Annotated in this window: 13 protein-coding genes and 1 pseudogene; 6 read left to right on the forward strand and 8 right to left on the reverse strand. The window is 72.9% G+C overall.

The annotated features are described in order from the left end of the window. Positions 1-17: 17 nt before the first annotated feature. The 4 genes and pseudogenes from ACGFIS_RS08825 to ACGFIS_RS08840 all read right to left on the reverse strand — a co-directional run. Positions 18-2105 (reverse strand): cytochrome c oxidase assembly protein, encoded by a 2088-nt coding sequence (locus ACGFIS_RS08825; protein WP_392902412.1) that lies wholly within the window; start codon positions 2103-2105, stop codon positions 18-20. Beyond that, positions 2098-2688, reverse strand: a complete 591-nt coding sequence (locus ACGFIS_RS08830) for a copper resistance protein CopC (RefSeq protein ID WP_392970074.1) — start codon at positions 2686-2688, stop codon at positions 2098-2100. The genes ACGFIS_RS08825 and ACGFIS_RS08830 overlap by 8 nt, the downstream gene beginning before the upstream one ends. A gap of 99 nt (positions 2689-2787) precedes the next feature. After that, the gene (locus ACGFIS_RS08835; protein WP_392902408.1) at positions 2788-4083 is read right to left on the reverse strand and encodes a helix-turn-helix domain-containing protein; all 1296 of its coding nucleotides are present in this window, start codon (positions 4081-4083) and stop codon (positions 2788-2790) included. Between the two features lie 30 nt (positions 4084-4113). Continuing rightward, a pseudogene (locus tag ACGFIS_RS08840) lies at positions 4114-4425 on the reverse strand (PucR family transcriptional regulator); the annotation flags it as partial. Positions 4426-4646: 221 nt separating this feature from the next. On the opposite strand from ACGFIS_RS08840, the gene ACGFIS_RS08845 reads away from it, so the two are divergent. From ACGFIS_RS08845 to ACGFIS_RS08865, 5 genes are all read left to right on the forward strand, one after another. Beyond that, the gene (locus ACGFIS_RS08845; RefSeq protein WP_392902405.1) at positions 4647-6092 is read left to right on the forward strand and encodes an NCS2 family permease; all 1446 of its coding nucleotides are present in this window, start codon (positions 4647-4649) and stop codon (positions 6090-6092) included. Positions 6093-6227: 135 nt separating this feature from the next. Next, positions 6228-7391, forward strand: a complete 1164-nt coding sequence (locus tag ACGFIS_RS08850) for a glycerate kinase (RefSeq protein WP_392970077.1) — start codon at positions 6228-6230, stop codon at positions 7389-7391. A 116-nt stretch (positions 7392-7507) separates the two neighbouring features. Further along, positions 7508-8317, forward strand: coding sequence for an SAM-dependent methyltransferase (locus ACGFIS_RS08855; RefSeq protein WP_392970080.1), 810 nt, complete (start codon positions 7508-7510; stop codon positions 8315-8317). A 200-nt stretch (positions 8318-8517) separates the two neighbouring features. Further along, a complete protein-coding gene (gene ald, locus ACGFIS_RS08860; protein WP_392902399.1) occupies positions 8518-9633 on the forward strand; it encodes an alanine dehydrogenase in 1116 nt (371 codons plus the stop codon). A gap of 86 nt (positions 9634-9719) precedes the next feature. Beyond that, positions 9720-10019, forward strand: a complete 300-nt coding sequence (locus ACGFIS_RS08865) for a metal-sensitive transcriptional regulator (RefSeq protein ID WP_089312530.1) — start codon at positions 9720-9722, stop codon at positions 10017-10019. A 4-nt stretch (positions 10020-10023) separates the two neighbouring features. Here the strand turns inward: ACGFIS_RS08865 and ACGFIS_RS08870 are convergent, their stop codons facing one another. Further along, the gene (locus tag ACGFIS_RS08870) at positions 10024-10605 is read right to left on the reverse strand and encodes a MarR family winged helix-turn-helix transcriptional regulator (protein ID WP_392902396.1); all 582 of its coding nucleotides are present in this window, start codon (positions 10603-10605) and stop codon (positions 10024-10026) included. A 116-nt stretch (positions 10606-10721) separates the two neighbouring features. Between ACGFIS_RS08870 and ACGFIS_RS08875 the strand changes: the two genes are divergently transcribed. Next, positions 10722-12254 (forward strand): DHA2 family efflux MFS transporter permease subunit, encoded by a 1533-nt coding sequence (locus ACGFIS_RS08875; protein ID WP_392902393.1) that lies wholly within the window; start codon positions 10722-10724, stop codon positions 12252-12254. 19 nt (positions 12255-12273) lie between these two features. On the opposite strand, the gene ACGFIS_RS08880 is transcribed toward ACGFIS_RS08875, so the two are convergent. The 3 genes from ACGFIS_RS08880 to ggt form a co-directional block, all read right to left on the reverse strand. Continuing rightward, positions 12274-13158, reverse strand: a complete 885-nt coding sequence (locus ACGFIS_RS08880) for an oxygenase MpaB family protein (RefSeq protein ID WP_392902391.1) — start codon at positions 13156-13158, stop codon at positions 12274-12276. Between the two features lie 144 nt (positions 13159-13302). Then, entirely contained in the window at positions 13303-13665 is a 363-nt protein-coding gene (gene cutA, locus ACGFIS_RS08885) for a divalent-cation tolerance protein CutA (RefSeq protein WP_392902389.1), read from the reverse strand. A 30-nt stretch (positions 13666-13695) separates the two neighbouring features. Next, positions 13696-15582 (reverse strand): gamma-glutamyltransferase, encoded by a 1887-nt coding sequence (gene ggt / locus ACGFIS_RS08890; protein ID WP_392902386.1) that lies wholly within the window; start codon positions 15580-15582, stop codon positions 13696-13698. Between the last annotated feature and the right edge of the window lie 161 nt (positions 15583-15743).

The raw sequence follows: 15743 nt of genomic DNA on the forward strand, positions 1-15743 counted from the left end.
CGCGAGAGGGAGACGGGTCAGGCGCGTTCGCCCTGCTCCTCGGCGGCGCTCTTGTCGCGTGCGGCGAGTTTGGCCAGGCGGGCGTTGTAGGCGGCGAGTTCGTCGTCCTCGGGGCGGCCGCCGGGCAGAGCGGCCCGGTCGGCCTTGCGGTCCATGCGGCGCGCCTGCCGCTGGTCGTCGAAGAACCACTGGAACGCCAGCACGATCAGGACGATGAACGTCGGAATCTCGCCGAAGGCCCACGCGATCGCGCCGCCGGTCTGCTGGTCGTGCAGGATCGTCGTGCCCCACGGCGGGTCGACGGAGGCGTACCAGCCGCGGGCGAGCGCCTGGCTCATGTTCATCAGGGCGATCCCGAAGAACGCGTGGAACGGCATCGTGACGAACAGGAGGAGGAGGCGTCCGGGGTAGGGCAGCTTCTTCGGCGCCGGGTCGACGCCGAGCAGCACCCAGAAGAACAGGAACCCGGCGGCGAGGAAGTGCACCATCATCGCGATGTGGCCGAGATGGTTGCGCATCGCGGCCTCGAACAGCGGTGTGAAGTACAGCGTGAACGTGCTCGCCACGAAGACGACCGTCGCGACCGCGGGATGCGCGATGACCGTGAGGTACCGGCTGTGCATCATCGCCGTCAGCCATTCGCGGGGGCCGCGGTCGCCGCGGATCCGGGCGGGCTTGAGGGCGCGCAGCGCCAGCGTCACCGGCGCGCCGACGACCAGGAAGATCGGCGTCAGCATGTTCAGCACCATGTGCTGCGCCATGTGCACGCTGAACAGGATCGGCGCGTACTTGGCGACGCCGGTCTGGGTGACGGCCACGATGGTCAGCAGGCCGACGAACCATGACACGGTGCGGACCACCGGCCAACCGTCCCCCCGGGCGCGCAACCGGAGGACGGCGGCGAGGTAGAGGCCGCCGAACACGATGACCAGGACGGCGAAGAAGAGGTCGAACTGCCACAGCGTCGCCAGCCGCACGGGGGTGACCTCGGGCGGCATCTCGTAGCCGAGCAGCGACTTGATCGCGCTCTCCGGGGCCGCCGGCGGGGGCGGCGCGGTGCGGGCCAGCGCGACGGCGAGGCCCATGGCGGCGGCCATCACGGCCGCCTCGACGGACGCGAACCGGGTGAACGACCACGGCCTGCGGTCGGCGAGGGCGGGCAGGGTGCGGGTCCGGTGCCACCAGCCGAAACAGCCGAGTGCACAGAACAAGACGATCTTGCCGAGGGCGAGCCTGCCGTAGTCGGTCTCGACGAGCTCCACCGGATCGGGGAGGCGGGCGATCACGTTGACCAGGCCGCTGGCGCCGACGGTGACGAAGCACCACAGCGCCATGCGGCTGAACCGGTCCGCCATGATCGGGAGCCGGTCGCGGCGGAGCAGGGCGTGGACGCCGACGATGGCGAGGCCGCCGACCCACGGGGCGACGGCCGCCACGTGCAGGGCCACGCCCGTCGTCGCGATGGCGTGGTTGGCGGCGGAGGCCGAGTGCCCGGTCAGCGGCGCCGGCAGCAGCGCGATCCCGGCCATCGCGAGCAGCCCGAACGCCGCGGCGGGCGTGGTGGTGGTGCGGGCCAGCAGCGCCACGACGACGGCCAGCAGCACCACGAGCATGAGGGCGGTGCCCTGCGGCAGCGAGCCGACATAGCTGCTCAGCTCGCTGCCGGTGACGACCTCCTGCACCGGCTGGCCGAGGACGTCCGCGACGGTGAACACGAGGGTGGCCGCCGCGGCGGCGGCCCAGGCGGCGGCGAGCCAGGACGCGGCGAGCACGTAGCCGACCGCGTCCTTGGAGAGCCGGGCGGCGCCGTCCTTCGCGGACCGGCCGGCGCGGTCCTTCGCGGACCGGCCGGAGCCGCGCCCGCCCTCGACCGGCAGGAACGCGGCGGCGGCCAGCAGGGCGCCGACGGTCAGCGCGGACAGCAGGTCCATCGCCGTCCGGGAGGCGGGCAGGCCCCAGCGGGTGAGGGCGCCGGCGTCGCCGAGGCCGGGGATGACCCTCTCGGCGACCGAGCCGCCGAGCACCAGTCCGGCCACCAGGACGGCGGCGGCCGCGGCCACCGCGATGACGGCGGCCCGCCAGACGCCGAGGCTCCGCCTATTCACGGCCGGAGTCCGCCTGGTACTTGCGCTGGGCCCGGAACACGATGCCGATTCCGATGCCGATTCCGACCACCAGCCCGGCGACGATCAGCACCCACAGCGCCGCCCCGGAGCCGGGCTCCTCCTTCGCGGCGGCCGGCTGCGCGTCCGCCTCGGGCGGCTGCTCGCCCGGGGCGCGGGCGGCGTCGCCGAGCGCCCCGGCGCCGCCGGCCGCGGTGAACGTCAGGTCGTCGTTCTCGATGGGGTGCCCGTCCTCGCCGACGACCCGGTAGGCGACCGTGTAGAACCCGGCGGGCAGCGCGCCCGACAGCCTCTGCGTGACCGTCGTCCCCGAGCGTTCGGCGGCGCCCGCCTGGAACGTCCTGCCGCCGCCGTCCCTGACGATGACCTCGGCGACCCTGATCTCGTCGCTGAAGACCAGCTTCACCTCGGTGACCGATTCCGCCGTCGCGCCCTTGGCGGGCGTGCTGCCGGCCAGCCGCGGGTGGGCCAGCGCCGGCGGCGCCGCGGCGACGGCGAACAGCACGGCGAGGACGGCGGCGAGTCCGAGACCGCGCAGGGGCCGGCGAAGCGTGCGGAGTTTCATGAATGGCCGGGTTCTCTAGAGGGTCGGAGGAGCTCCCCCCACCCTACTGAGGCCGTGAGAGTGGCACACCCCAGGTTCACCGGGCCCGAGACGGTCCGCCTACACTCCGACGCACGTCAGGGCGCGGCGGTAGGCGGCCATCCGGGGCTCCTCGGTGCCCGTCTCGGCCAGCACCTCGGCGAGGTCGAACCACGCCTGCGCGGCCCCCCGGGAGGACTCCATCTCCTCCAGGCAGGTGGCGGCCCTGGTCAGCACCTCGACGGCGCGGTCGCGGCGGCCGAGCCGCACCGACGCCTCGCCCAGCACGGTCAGCGCACCGGCGGTGGCGCGGCGCGGCGCGTCCCCCAGCAGGTCGAGAGCCTCCTCCGCGAGCCGCACCGCCTCGGCGGGACGGCCGAGGACGGTCTCGGCGCGGGCCAGCTCGGTCAGGCACCAGGCGACGTCGATCTCCCCGGACGAGCTGGCGTTGATCTCGTCGCGGACCCGGGTGAGCAGCTCACGGGACCGGCCGGCCTGGTCGGGCCTGGCGCGCAGCAGCAGCCCCGCGTAGCTGACGCGGAGCCGGTTGAGGTCGCGCGGGTCCTCGCCGTCGCCGGCCAGCATCAGCGCCCGCTCGGCGAGAGCGACGCCGTCCTCGTACTCGCCGCGGATCTCGGCGACGTAGGCCGCCTCCCAGTAGGCCACCATCCGGGCGCGGGAGCTGCCGATCCGCTCCGCCCGCTCCACGAGCTGAGCGGCGAGCTGGCGGGCGCGGACGAGGTCGCCGCGCTCGATGAACGCGGCGAGCAGCGCCGCACCGAGATGCACGGCGGCGTCGGTGGAGTCGGCGCCCGTCGCGATCAGATGCCGCAGCGCGTTCTCGGCCGCCTGCACACCGGCGCTGATGTCGCCGCGCTCGCGCAGGCAGCGGCTCAGCGCGACGTGCACCTTCGCCCAGTGGTCGAGGTCGGTCTCGGCGGACGCCTGCTCGGTCAGCTCCGACAGCCCGGCGATCGCCTCCTCCAGCTCGCCCGCGGCCTCCAGCGCGAGGGCGTGCCCCCACCGCGCCTGGTGCAGCATCTCCGGCAGCGCCACCGCGTCGGCGCTGGCCAGCACTTCGGCGAACCGGGCCCGCGCCTCGGCCGCCGCGCCGTTGCTCAGCGCGATCTCGGCGTAGTCGAGCGTGACGCGCAGCTCGTCCACGACGTCCTCGCTGACGCCGCTGACGAGATAGGTCGCCGAGCAGTTCAGCTTCGCCGCGAGCAGCTCGACCACGCTCGGCGCCGGCACCCGCTTATCGCTCTCGATCAGCGAGATATAGCTGTCGGACAGCTCGGGGAAGGCGAGCTGCGCCTGGCTCACGCCCTGCCGGATCCGCAGGGCGCGGATGCGCTGCCCCAGTGTCTCCCGATCCATCGTGTGACCACCGCCCACAGAGTTTTCCCGCTAAAGGGTGCTCGCCGGCTGCGTCGCGCGCAGGGCGAGGAAGAAATCGACTCGGTCCTCAAGTGTGCCGAGGTCCCGGCCGGTAAGGTCCTCGATTCGCCGGATTCGGTACCGAAGTGTGTTCACATGGACGTGCAGCCGCGTCGCGCTGCGGCTCCAGGACCCCGAGCAGGCGAGGAAGACCTCCAGCGTGTGCAGGAGCTCGGCCTGCCGGCTGCTGTCGTACTCCTCCAGCGGCCCGAGCATCCGGGCGCGGAACGACGAGCGCGTCCGCTCCGGAACCGATGCCAGCAGCCGCGCATAGGAGTCGAGGCCGTCCGTCTCGGCCGAGTCTCGCATTCGCACCAGGGCAGGCTATAGCGGACCCCTTATCGCCGTCACGCTGCGGAAGCCGGGAATCACGTCTCGGTACCGCGCCGCGGCGGTGCCGACATCGCGCCTGCGGCGGTGCCGGTGCAGCACGTCCGGGACCGGGACGGTTAACCTGTGCACGCCATTTCCGAGACCATGCTGCTGAATGCGGAGCACCCGTCATGTCCGAGACCAACGCCGCCACGACCGACGATTCGCCGCCGGCGGGCGGGCGCGGGCCGCTGGAGCGGCTGTTCGACCTCACCGGGCGCGGGACGACCGTGTCCCGCGAACTGCGCGGCGGCGTCACCACGTTCTTCGCGATGGCCTACATCATCCTGCTGAACCCGATCATCCTCGGCGGGGCGAAGGACGTCACCGGGGCGACGCTGTCGATCCCGCAGCTGACCACGATGACGGCGCTGTCCGCGGCGATCGCAACGGTGATCATGGGCCTGGTCGGGAACGCGCCGCTGGCGCTCGCCGCGGGCCTCGGCATCAACGCGGTCGTGGCGTTCCAGGCGGCCCCGGTGATGACCTGGCCGCAGGCGATGGGCCTGGTGGTGATCGAGGGGGCGGTCATCGTGGTGCTGGCGCTCACCGGGATCCGCGAGCGGATCATGAACTCGATCCCGCTGGCGCTCAAGCACGCGATCGCGGTCGGCATCGGGCTGTTCATCGCGCTCGTCGGGCTGTACGACGCGGGCTTCGTCACCTCCAGCGCCACGAGCCCGCCGCTGTCGCTCGGCACCGGCGGCCGGCTGGAGACCTGGCCGGCGCTGGTGTTCGGGCTCACCCTGCTGCTGATGATCATCCTGTACGTGCGGCGGGTGCCCGGCGCGATCCTGATCAGCATCATCGTCGGGACGATCGGCGCCGTGGTCATCCAGGAGCGCGAGGCCGTCAAGGAGGGCGGCTGGGGCGTGGTCACCCCGAACATGCCCGACAGCCTGTTCGCGATGCCCGACTTCGGGCTCTTCGGTGAGTTCGACCTGTTCGGCGGCTTCGCCGAGGCCGGGGTCATCACCGCGCTGGTCGTGCTGTTCACCCTGGTGCTGTCGGGGTTCTTCGACGCGATGGGCACGATCCTCGGGGTCAGCGACGAGGCGGGCCTGCTGAACGAGAAGGGCGAGGTGCCGAAGCTCGGCCGGATCCTGTCGGTGGACGGCGTGTCCGCCGCGTTCGGCGGCATCACCAGCTCGTCCGCCAACACGGTGTTCGTGGAGTCGGCGGCCGGCGTCGGCGAGGGCGCCCGGACGGGCCTGGCCAACATCGCCACCGGCGCGCTGTTCGCCGTGACGCTGTTCCTCACCCCGCTCGCCGCGACGGTGCCCGCGCAGGCCGCCGCGCCCGCGCTGGTCGTCGTCGGTGCGCTGATGATGACGCAGGTCGCCAAGGTGAACTGGGACGACCTGGACATCACCATCCCGGCGTTCCTGACCATCGTGCTGATGCCGTTCACCTTCTCGATCACGATCGGGATCGGCGCCGGCATGGTCAGCTACGCGCTGATCAAGCTGGCCCGCGGCAAGTGGCGCGAGGTGTCGATCTGGCTGTGGCCCGTGGTGGCGCTGTTCCTGGTCTTCTTCCTGATCGACCCCATCGAACAGGCGCTGGGCGTGCGCTGACCCCGTCGCGCACCGCCAAAACGCCCGAATCTCCCGCATTTGAAAGTTTCGGACACGCGTGCGGGTGTTAAAAAGTGCCGTCATGGCGTAAGCAGAAGGTAGTGCCTTACCCCCGGCGTGAAAGGCGTGGCTGTGGTGTCCGCGGACTCTCCCCCCCACCCGTCTCCGCCAGGTCACGTCCTGCTGGCGCCCGACAGGTTCCCGGGAGCACTGACCGCGGCGCAGGCGGCACGGCACCTCGCGGCCGGGCTGCGCCGCGCCCGCCCCGGCGTCCCGCTGGTGGAGCTGCCGGTGGCCGACGGCGGGGAGGGCACCGTCGACGCGGCCCTGGCGGCCGGATGGCGGCCGGTCGAGGCCGAGGTGTGCGGGCCGACGGGCCGTCCCGTCACCGCGCGGCTGGCGGTGGACGGCCGCAGCGCGGTGGTCGAGCTCGCCGAGGCGTCCGGTCTGCGCCGGCTGCCCGGCGGCAAGCCGCGCCCGCTCGTCGCCTCCAGCCTCGGGACGGGGCAGTTGCTCGCGCACGCGGTGCGGCTCGGCGCCCGCCGGATCGTCCTCGGCCTCGGCGGCGGCGCCTGCACCGACGGCGGCGCGGGCCTGGTGCAGGGGCTCGGCGGGCGGCTGCTGGACGCCCTCGGCAAGGACCTGCCGCCCGGCGGGGCGGCGCTGCGCTCCCTGCACGCCCTCGACCTGCGCGGGCTTCCGGACATGTCGGGCATCGAGGTGGTGGTCGCGGGCGACTCCGCGGGGCCGCTGCTCGGCCGGACCGGGGCCGCCGCCGTGGACGGGCCGCGGCGCGGCGCCGGCCGCGACGAGGTGCGGCTGCTGGACGCGGGGCTGCGTCGCTGGGCCGACCTGGCGGAGGCGGCGTCCCGCACGGCGGCCCGCGACCTGCCCGGCGCCGGGACGGCGGGCGGCGTCGGGTTCGCCGCGCTCGCCTTCCTCGGCGCGACGATCGAGCCCGGCGCCGCGCTGATCCTCGACCTGCTGGGCTTCGCCGAGAAGGCGCGGGGCGCGCACCTGGTCGTCACCGGCGAGGGCTCGCTCGACACCCGCTCGCTGCGCGGCACCGCGCCGATCGGCGTCGCCCGCGCCGCCGCCCGCGCGGGCGCGCCCGTCGTCGCGGTCGCCGGGCGGCGCGGCCTCACCGGCGAGCAGCTCAGGAAGGCGCGCATCCAGGCGGCGTACGCGCTGGCCGACATCGAGCCCGACGCCGAGCGCCGTGTCCGCCGTGCCGGTCCGCTGCTGGAGCAGCTGACGGTCGCGATCGCCGACGAGTGGCTCCCCCCGGCACGCCCCTGATTCGGATCGCTCCAACGAACAATCGCCACTTCCATGACGGCGAACCGGTCAGCCGTTTACGATCTGGGGTGGCGGCGGAACCTGAGAACTCAACAGCGGCGCGAGGCGGACACGGCATGGCCGAAGAGCAGTACGACTGGGCTTCACTGGGAATCGACACCACCAAGCCGAGCATCGCCCGGACGTACGACGTGGTGCTCAGGGGCAAGGACAACTTCGAGGTCGACCGCGCCTTCGTGGCGGAGATCGTCAAGATCATCCCGGAGATCTACGACGTCGCCACCTACAACCGCGAGATCCTCGGCCGCGGAGTGCGGTACCTGGCCGGGGAGGCGGGCCTGCGCCAGTTCCTCGACCTCGGCTCCGGCCTGCCGACCGTGCAGAACACCCACCAGGTCGCGCAGGCCACCGCACCCGGCGCACGGGTGGTGTACATCGACAACGACCCGATCGTCCTCGCGCACGGGCGGGCGCTGCTCGCCGAGAACGCGCTCACGACGGTCGTCACCGCGGACGTCCGGCGGCCGGTGGAGATCCTCGCGCACGAGGACGTGCGCCGGCTGATCGACTTCGACGAGCCCGTCGGGGTGATGCTGGTCGGCATCCTGCACCACCTGCACGACGACGAGGGCCCGCAGCGGATCGTGGAGACGCTGATGGACGCCGTGCCGTCCGGCAGCCACCTGTTCGTCACGGCCTTCTGCGCGTCCAGCCAGGAGGCGGTGGACGCCGAGGCGCAGTACCAGGGGCTGCTCGGCACGGGACGGTTCCGCACGCCCGAGGAGATCATCCGCTACTTCGACGGGCTGGAACTCCTCGAACCCGGTCTCGTCCCGCTGCCGCTCTGGCGGCCCGATGGGGACGTCGCGGACGAGCTGACCGTCGGGCAGCGCCTCATGTACGGGGGCATCGCCCGCAAGCCGTAGCGCGCGGGATCCGGGCTTCCCGGCACCTCTCGCCCTGTGCGCCGTACCCGGGGCCGCCGTACACACAGGGCAGCCGTACTGGGCCCTCTTACACCATGTCATCGAGAAGGCCGATGCCTTGACATTGTGAGCATGGCCGGAGGGGGCCTCGCGCCGCACGCTGGAGGAGTAGACCCGTCGGCGTTGGCGGAGGAGCTCCCGTGAAGATCGGCGTCCCGCGCGAGGTCAAGAACCACGAGTACCGGGTGGCCATCGCCCCGGCGGGAGTGCACGAGTTCACCCGCCACGGCCACGAGGTGTTCGTCGAGCGGGGCGCCGGGCTGGGATCGGCGATCCCCGGCGACGAGTACGCCGCCGCGGGCGCGAAGATCGTGGACGGCCCGGACGAGGTCTGGGCCGAGGGGGAGCTGATCCTCAAGGTCAAGGAGCCGGTCGCGTCCGAGTACCATCGGATGCGCGCCGGCCAGGTCCTGTTCGCCTACCTGCATCTGGCCGCCTCCCGCGAGTGCACCGATGCTCTGCTGGCCGCCGGCGTCACCGCGATCGCGTACGAGACCGTCCAGCTGCCCGACCGCTCCCTGCCACTGCTGGCCCCCATGTCCGAAGTCGCCGGGCGGCTCGCCCCGCAGGTCGGCGCCTACAACCTGATGGCCTCCAACGGCGGCCGCGGTGTCCTGCCGGGCGGTGTCCCCGGCGTCGCCCCGGCCAAGGTCGTCGTCATCGGCGGCGGCGTGTCCGGCCTGAACGCGGCGCAGATCGCCGTCGGCATGGGCGCGGACGTGACGGTCCTGGACGTGGACATCGAGCGTCTGCGCCACATCGACGCCATCTACCAGGGCCGCCTCCGCACCCTCGTGTCCAGCGCCTACACCGTCGAGCAGGAGGCCCGCGCCGCCGACCTGGTCATCGGTGCGGTGCTGATCCCCGGCGCCAGGGCGCCCAAGCTCGTCTCCGGCGATCTGGTCGCGGGCATGAAGCCCGGTTCGGTCCTGGTGGACATCGCGATCGATCAGGGCGGCTGCTTCGAGGACTCCCGCGCCACCACGCACGCCGACCCGACCTACCGGGTGCACGACTCGACGTTCTACTGCGTGGCGAACATGCCCGGTTCCGTCCCCAACACCTCCACGCACGCCCTCACGGGGGTCACGCTGCCCTACGCCGTCCAGATCGCCGACAAGGGCTGGCGCCGCGCCCTGGAGAGCAACGGCGCCCTCGCCCGCGGCCTCAACACCCACGCGGGCGACCTCGTCTACGACCATGTCGCCGCCGCCCACGGCCTCCCGCACACCCCGCTCGCCTCGATCCTGGACTGACCGCGCGAGCGCATAGGGTACCCATGAGGGGAAGTCCCCCCCAGGGGTACCCGGGCGTGCGCCCTCGGGAGATTGTGAGGACGGAGATGGCGACCAGCGAGACCCCCACCCGCGGGTACACCGCCACCAAGGACCAGCTGCAGACCCGGCTGGCCCGGATCGAGGGGCAGGTGCGCGGCATCGACCGGATGGTCGAGGAGGACCGCTACTGCATCGACATCCTCACGCAGATCAGCGCCGTCCAGGCCGCGCTGGACAAGGTGGCGCTCGGCCTGCTGGACGGGCATGTGCGGCACTGCGTGGCCGAGGGCGCCGAGGAGGGCAAGGGCGAGGCGATGTCCACCGAGCTGATGGCGGCCGTGGGCCGGCTGATGCGCCGCGGCTGACGGGTCACGCGCCGGCCGGCGCGTCCCCCCGGCCGTGCGCGTCCCCCGGGTCGTGCGGGTGGTGCCCGCTGAACGGGTCATGCGAGCCGGTGGCCTCGATGCAGTCGACCAGGGTCCGCCAGCCGTGCAGGAAGTGCGCTCGCTCGGCGGGGCCGAGCGCCTCCAGGGTCATCCGCAGGGGGCGCAGCCGGCGCCAGGCGAACCGCTCGATCGCCTCGCGGTGCGCCTCGCCCAGGCTGACGATCATGCGCCGGCGGTCCCGTTCGTCCGGGCGCCGCTCGACGAACCCGCCGCGCTGCAGTTCGCCGACGAGCTGGCTGACCGTGGCGGGGTTGAGGGCCATGTGCCGGGCGAGGACGCCGACGGGTGCCGGGCCGTGCAGGACGAGCGCCATCAGCGCGGTCATGTGCCGGGGGCCCAGTCCGACCGCCTTCACCCGGCCGACGAGTTCCCCGCCCTCTCCTTCCCCGCCCTCTCCGTGCGCGCCCGGTCCCTTCATGCCGCGGAACAACCGCCCCATGAGCTGGAGCATCGTCTCCAGGTCGGCGTCGATCGACGCATCGGCGGGACGCAAATTCTCGGACATACCTTGAAGTTCAACATATTTCGTGGTGCACTGCAAAATACCTTGAACTTCAAGGCGTTTCAGATTTTCACGATCGGGGACACGGGGCAACCGGAACCTCGGGGCAAGGGGGCGACATGACCGAAGGACCGTCCACCAAGGTGGCGCCGTCCGGCGACGCCTCCCGCGGCGACCGCCTCGACCGGCAGGTCATCCTGCTCGGCCTGGTGATCGTGTCGGGCAACGTGATGGCCATCCTGGACACCACGATCGTCAACGTCGCGCTGGAGACGCTCGGGCGCGACTTCTCCACCGGCCTGTCGACGATCCAGTGGGTCATCACCGGCTACATGCTCGCCATGGCCACCGTCATCCCCCTCACCGGCTGGGCCATCGACAGGTTCGGCGGACGGCGCGTGTGGATGACCTCGATCGTGCTGTTCGTCCTCGGCTCCGGCCTGTCCGGCGCCGCCTGGAACATCGAGTCCCTGATCGTCTTCCGGGTGCTGCAGGGCCTCGGCGGCGGCATGCTGATGCCGACCGGCATGGCCATCCTGACGATGGCGGCCGGAGCGCACCGGCTGGGCCGGATCATGAGCATCATCGGCGTCCCGATGCTGCTCGGGCCCGTCCTCGGCCCGGTGCTCGGCGGCTGGCTGATCGAGGACGTCGACTGGCGCTGGATCTTCTTCGTCAACCTGCCGGTCGGCGTGCTCGCCCTCGCGCTGGCCTGGTGGAAGGTGCCGCGCGGCCGCGGCGAGCACACCGCACCGGCGCTCGACTGGCGCGGCCTGATCCTGCTGCCGCCCGGGTTCGTGCTGCTCATCTACGGCCTGTCGACGGCGTCCAGCAGCGGCGGATTCGGGGAACCGGCCACGATCGCCTGGCTGACCGGCGGCGTCGTCATGGTGGGTCTGTTCGCGCTGCACAGCCTGCGGTCGCGGGAACGCTCCCTGATCGACGTGCGGCTGTTCACCGACCGGACGTTCGCGACGGCGGCGGCGGCGGTGTTCTTCGTCGGCATCGCGCTGATGGGCTCGATGCTGCTGATCCCGCTGTACTTCCAGATCGGGCGCGGCGAGGGCGCCCTCGCGGCGGGCCTGCTGCTGGCGCCGCAGGGCCTCGGGGCCGCGATGGCGATGCCGCTCGCCGGCGTGATCACCGACAAGTTCGGCGCCGGGCGGATCGTCCCGGTCGGCATCGCGCTGCTGGTGCTCGGCACCGTCCCGTTCGCCGTCGTGGAAGCGGACACGTCCTACTGGGTGCTCGGCATCGCGCTCTGGGTGCGGGGCCTCGGGTTCGGCTGCACGATGATGCCGACGATGTCGGCCGCGCTGACGACGCTGCGCCGCGCGGTGGTGTCGCGGGCCAGCAGCACCCTGAACATCATCGTCCAGCTCGGCGGATCGGTCGGGACGGCGCTGCTGGCCGTCGTCCTGTCCCGCGAGATCGGCGACCGGATCCCGCAGGCGGCCGGCGGCGGTGCGGGCGCCATCGGCCAGATCCCGGAACGGGCCCGCGAACAGGTCGCGCCGCAACTGGCGGACGCGTTCGGGTACACGTTCTGGGTCGCGCTCGCCCTCACCGCCGTGCTGATCGTCCCGGCGCTGCTGCTCCCCCGGCACGGCGCGCGCGCCGACGAAGCGCCGGACGCGCCGCCGATGGGGTGACCCGCGCGGTCCCGGACGGTCAGGACGCGATCGACCAGGTGGCCAGGTCCGCCTCGTGCCGGCGCGTGAGGCGCCTGGCCCGCTGGGCGTCCGGGGAGTACCGGAAGCGCTCGGGGACGACCTGCGACGTCCGGTACAGGCCCTTGAGCGTCAGTGTGGCGGCCAGGTCGGACGTGGGCAGCCCCGGCAGCCCGTACATGCGGCGGGCCCAGCGCGGCAGGGTCGAGACGACCAGCGTCCCGATGCCCGGGGCGGCGAGCTTCAGCGGCAGCATCTTGCGCGGGACGGCCGGGTTGAACATGCGGCGCATTCCGTCGCGGGCCTCCCGGCACGCCCAGATCCGCCGGCGCATCTCCTCGTAGTACTCCTTCATCTCCGCGACCGTGCCGGGCACGTCCGCGGGGTCGAGCCCGACGACGGCGGCCGCGCGGCGCTGCTCGTCCACGAACGCGTCGGCGTCGGCCGCGGTCAGCGGCACACCGGCGCGGCGCGCCACGTCCAGGTACGAGTCGACCTCGCCCAGGTGGACCCAGAGCAGGTTCTCCGGGTCGTCGACCGCGAACGTCTCACCGGTGCGCATGTCGAGGCCGGTCAGCTTGGAGTGCAGCTTGCGGACGCGGCGGCCCACCCGCTCGACCTCCGCCTCCGTCCCGTAGGTGCGGACGCGGACGAACTCGACCGTCCGGCCGAGCCGCGCCCAGGCCGCGGCCGGGTCCATGAGCTCGGAGTTCTGCGCGGTGCCCCACATCGACCTCGGATGCAGGCCCTGCAGCAGCAGCGCCCGGATCCCGCCGATGATCAGCACGGGTTCGCCCATCACGCGCCAGGTCACCGAGCCGGGCCCGAACAGCCCGTGGTCCGTGCGCTCCTGCGTGAGGGGCGATCGGCCCAACTCGTCGTGCACGTCGTACCGCCTTCCGTCGCCGCGGCCGGTACAGCACCCCGGCCGGGGTAACCGGAAACTTACCCTGATTTGACGCACATCACACGATCGGCCCTGCTCATCGCCGGTCCTTCCCGCCGGTCCTTCCCGCCGGACCTGCCGCCGTCAGTCCTGGTCGTCGTCGGCGATGGCCTCGTCGCGTTCGTCCGGCTCGGTCTGCTCGGTGACCCAGGCGAGGTAGTCCATGCTGCCGGCGACCACCGGCGTCGCGATGATCTCCGGGGTGTCGTAGGAGTGTCCCTCGGTGATGAGGGAGGCCAGCTCGTCGAAGCGGTCGGCGGAGGTCTTGAAGAGCACCATCCACTCCTCCGCCGACTCGATCTCCCCCTCCCACCAGTAGGTGCTGGCGATCGGGCCGACCAGCTGGGCGCACGCCGCGAGCCGCTCGGCGACCGCGGCCTTGGCAAGCTCGGCCGCCTCGGCGCGCGAGTCGGTCGTCGTCGTCACCTGCACGTAAGAGTGGGCCATGGCACGACTCCTTCCCTCTCCTCGCACCGGCTACCGCCGGGCCGGACGGACGACGAGGGCGCTGCCGCCGCCGCGCCGCGTCGGCTCCGCCACCGCCTGGACGAGCCCGGGCCGCAGGATCTCCAGTCCGGTGGCGGCGCCGATCACGCCCGCCGGCGGGCCGGCGAAGACCTCCAGGCGGTGTCCGCGTGCGGCCAGGTCCGCGCCGTAGGCGTCGATGAACGGCTGCTCGGCGAACACCTGCGGGGTGTTGCGCTGCGTCGCGCGCGGGGCGTTGAGCGCGGCCGGCAGGTCCATGCCGAGGTCGATGCGGTTGATCAGGATCTGCAGGACGGTCGTGATGATGGTCGACCCGCCGGGCGTGCCGAGGGCCAGCTTCGGGCGCCCGTCCTTGAGCACGAGCGTCGGGGACATGCTGCTGCGCGGACGCTTGTGGGGGCCGGGCACGTTCGGGTCGGGCGCCTGCCCGGGCGCGGGCGGCCGGAAGGAGAAGTCGGTCAGCTGGTTGTTGAGCAGGAACCCGCGTCCGGGAACGGTGATGCCGCTGCCGCCGAACTGCTCGATGGACAGCGTGTAGGACGCGACGTTGCCCCACTTGTCCGCGACGACGAGGTGGGTGGTCTGCGGGCCCTCGGGCGCCAGCGCCCGGGTCCGGGTGCCCGGCGGGACGCACGGCCGGTAGTCGCCGTCGGGCGAACCGGCGGCGACGGGCGCGGCGGCGGCCCGGCCCGGGTCGATCAGGCAGGCGCGCTCGCCGGCGAATCCGGACGACAGGAGCTCGTCCACGGGCACGTCCACCTTGTCGGCGTCGCCCAGGTAGCGGCCGCGGTCGGCGTAGGCGAGCTTGGTCGCCTCCAGGTAGTGGTGCAGGGCCGCGGCCGGGTCGCGCTCATCGAGCCGGAAGTTGCCCAGGATGTTGAGGGTCTCGCCGATCGTCGTCCCTCCGGACGACGACGGCGGCATGCCGTAGACGTCCATCCCCCGGTAGGAGACGTGCGTGGGCTCGCGCACCAGGGCGCGGTAGGCGGCCAGGTCGCGGGGGCTCATCAGGCCGGGGCGGACGTCGCGGGTCGCGTCCGGGTCGACCGGCGGGCGGGCGACCGTCCGCGCGATCTCCCGGCCGAGCCGTCCCTCGTAGAACCAGCCGGTGCCGCGCCTGGCCAGCTCGCGGTAGGTGTCGGCGAGGTCGGGGTTGCGGAAAACGGACCCGACGGCGGGGACCCGCCCGTCCGGCAGGAACAGCTCGCGGGTCGGGACGATGTCGCGGAAGCGCGCCGCGTTCATCGCGGTCTGGTCGTGGAACTCCCGGTCGACGACGAAGCCCCGGTCGGCGACCTTGATCGCCGGGCGCAGCAGGCGGCCGAGGTCGCGGGTGCCGAAGCGGCGCAGGGCGAGGTCCCACTGCGCGAGCGTGCCGGGCACGCCGACGCCGAGCCCGCTGGTGACGGCCTGGTCGAACGGGAGCGGCTCGCCGGTGGCGGGGTCGATGAAGGCGTCCTCCCGCATCCTCTCCGGCGCGATCTCGCGGCCGTCCAGGGCGTGGACGCGGCGCTCCTCCGCGTCGTAGTAGGTGATGTAGCCTCCGCCGCCGATCGCCGCCACGTACGGCTCGGTGACGCCGAGCGTGGCCCCGGCCGCGACGGCCGCGTCCATCGCGTTGCCGCCGCGCCTGAGCACCTCCAGCGCCGTCCGGCTGGCGTCCGGGTCGACCGTCGACACCGCGCCGCCGTATCCGGTCGCGACGGGCTGCTTGGCCGGGGGCCGCGGGTGTACAGGTGCGGCGGGAGGCGCGATCGGCGCGGCGGCCGCGGCGGCGGGGACGGTCAGGGACGCGGCGGTGGCGATCGCGGCCACCAGGGCCGTGCGGCGCGGGGCTCGGGGCGCGGGCGGCTTCGAGGGCGATGGGGAGCGGGACACCGGACCTCCAGTTGAACGCGGCGTCCCCACGGTGTCATCGATCTTCGTCCGGCGCCACCCGATCAAAGATCGTAAAGCGCTTTCTTTATTGGCCGTCCCGGGTATTTCGGCCGGAACGATCCATTGGAAACGGATTCGGTGTTCGCCCAGCGTGAGGACGG

Source organism: Spirillospora sp. NPDC048824 (assembly GCF_043198455.1).
In the GTDB taxonomy this organism is placed as follows: Bacteria; Actinomycetota; Actinomycetes; order Streptosporangiales; family Streptosporangiaceae; genus Spirillospora.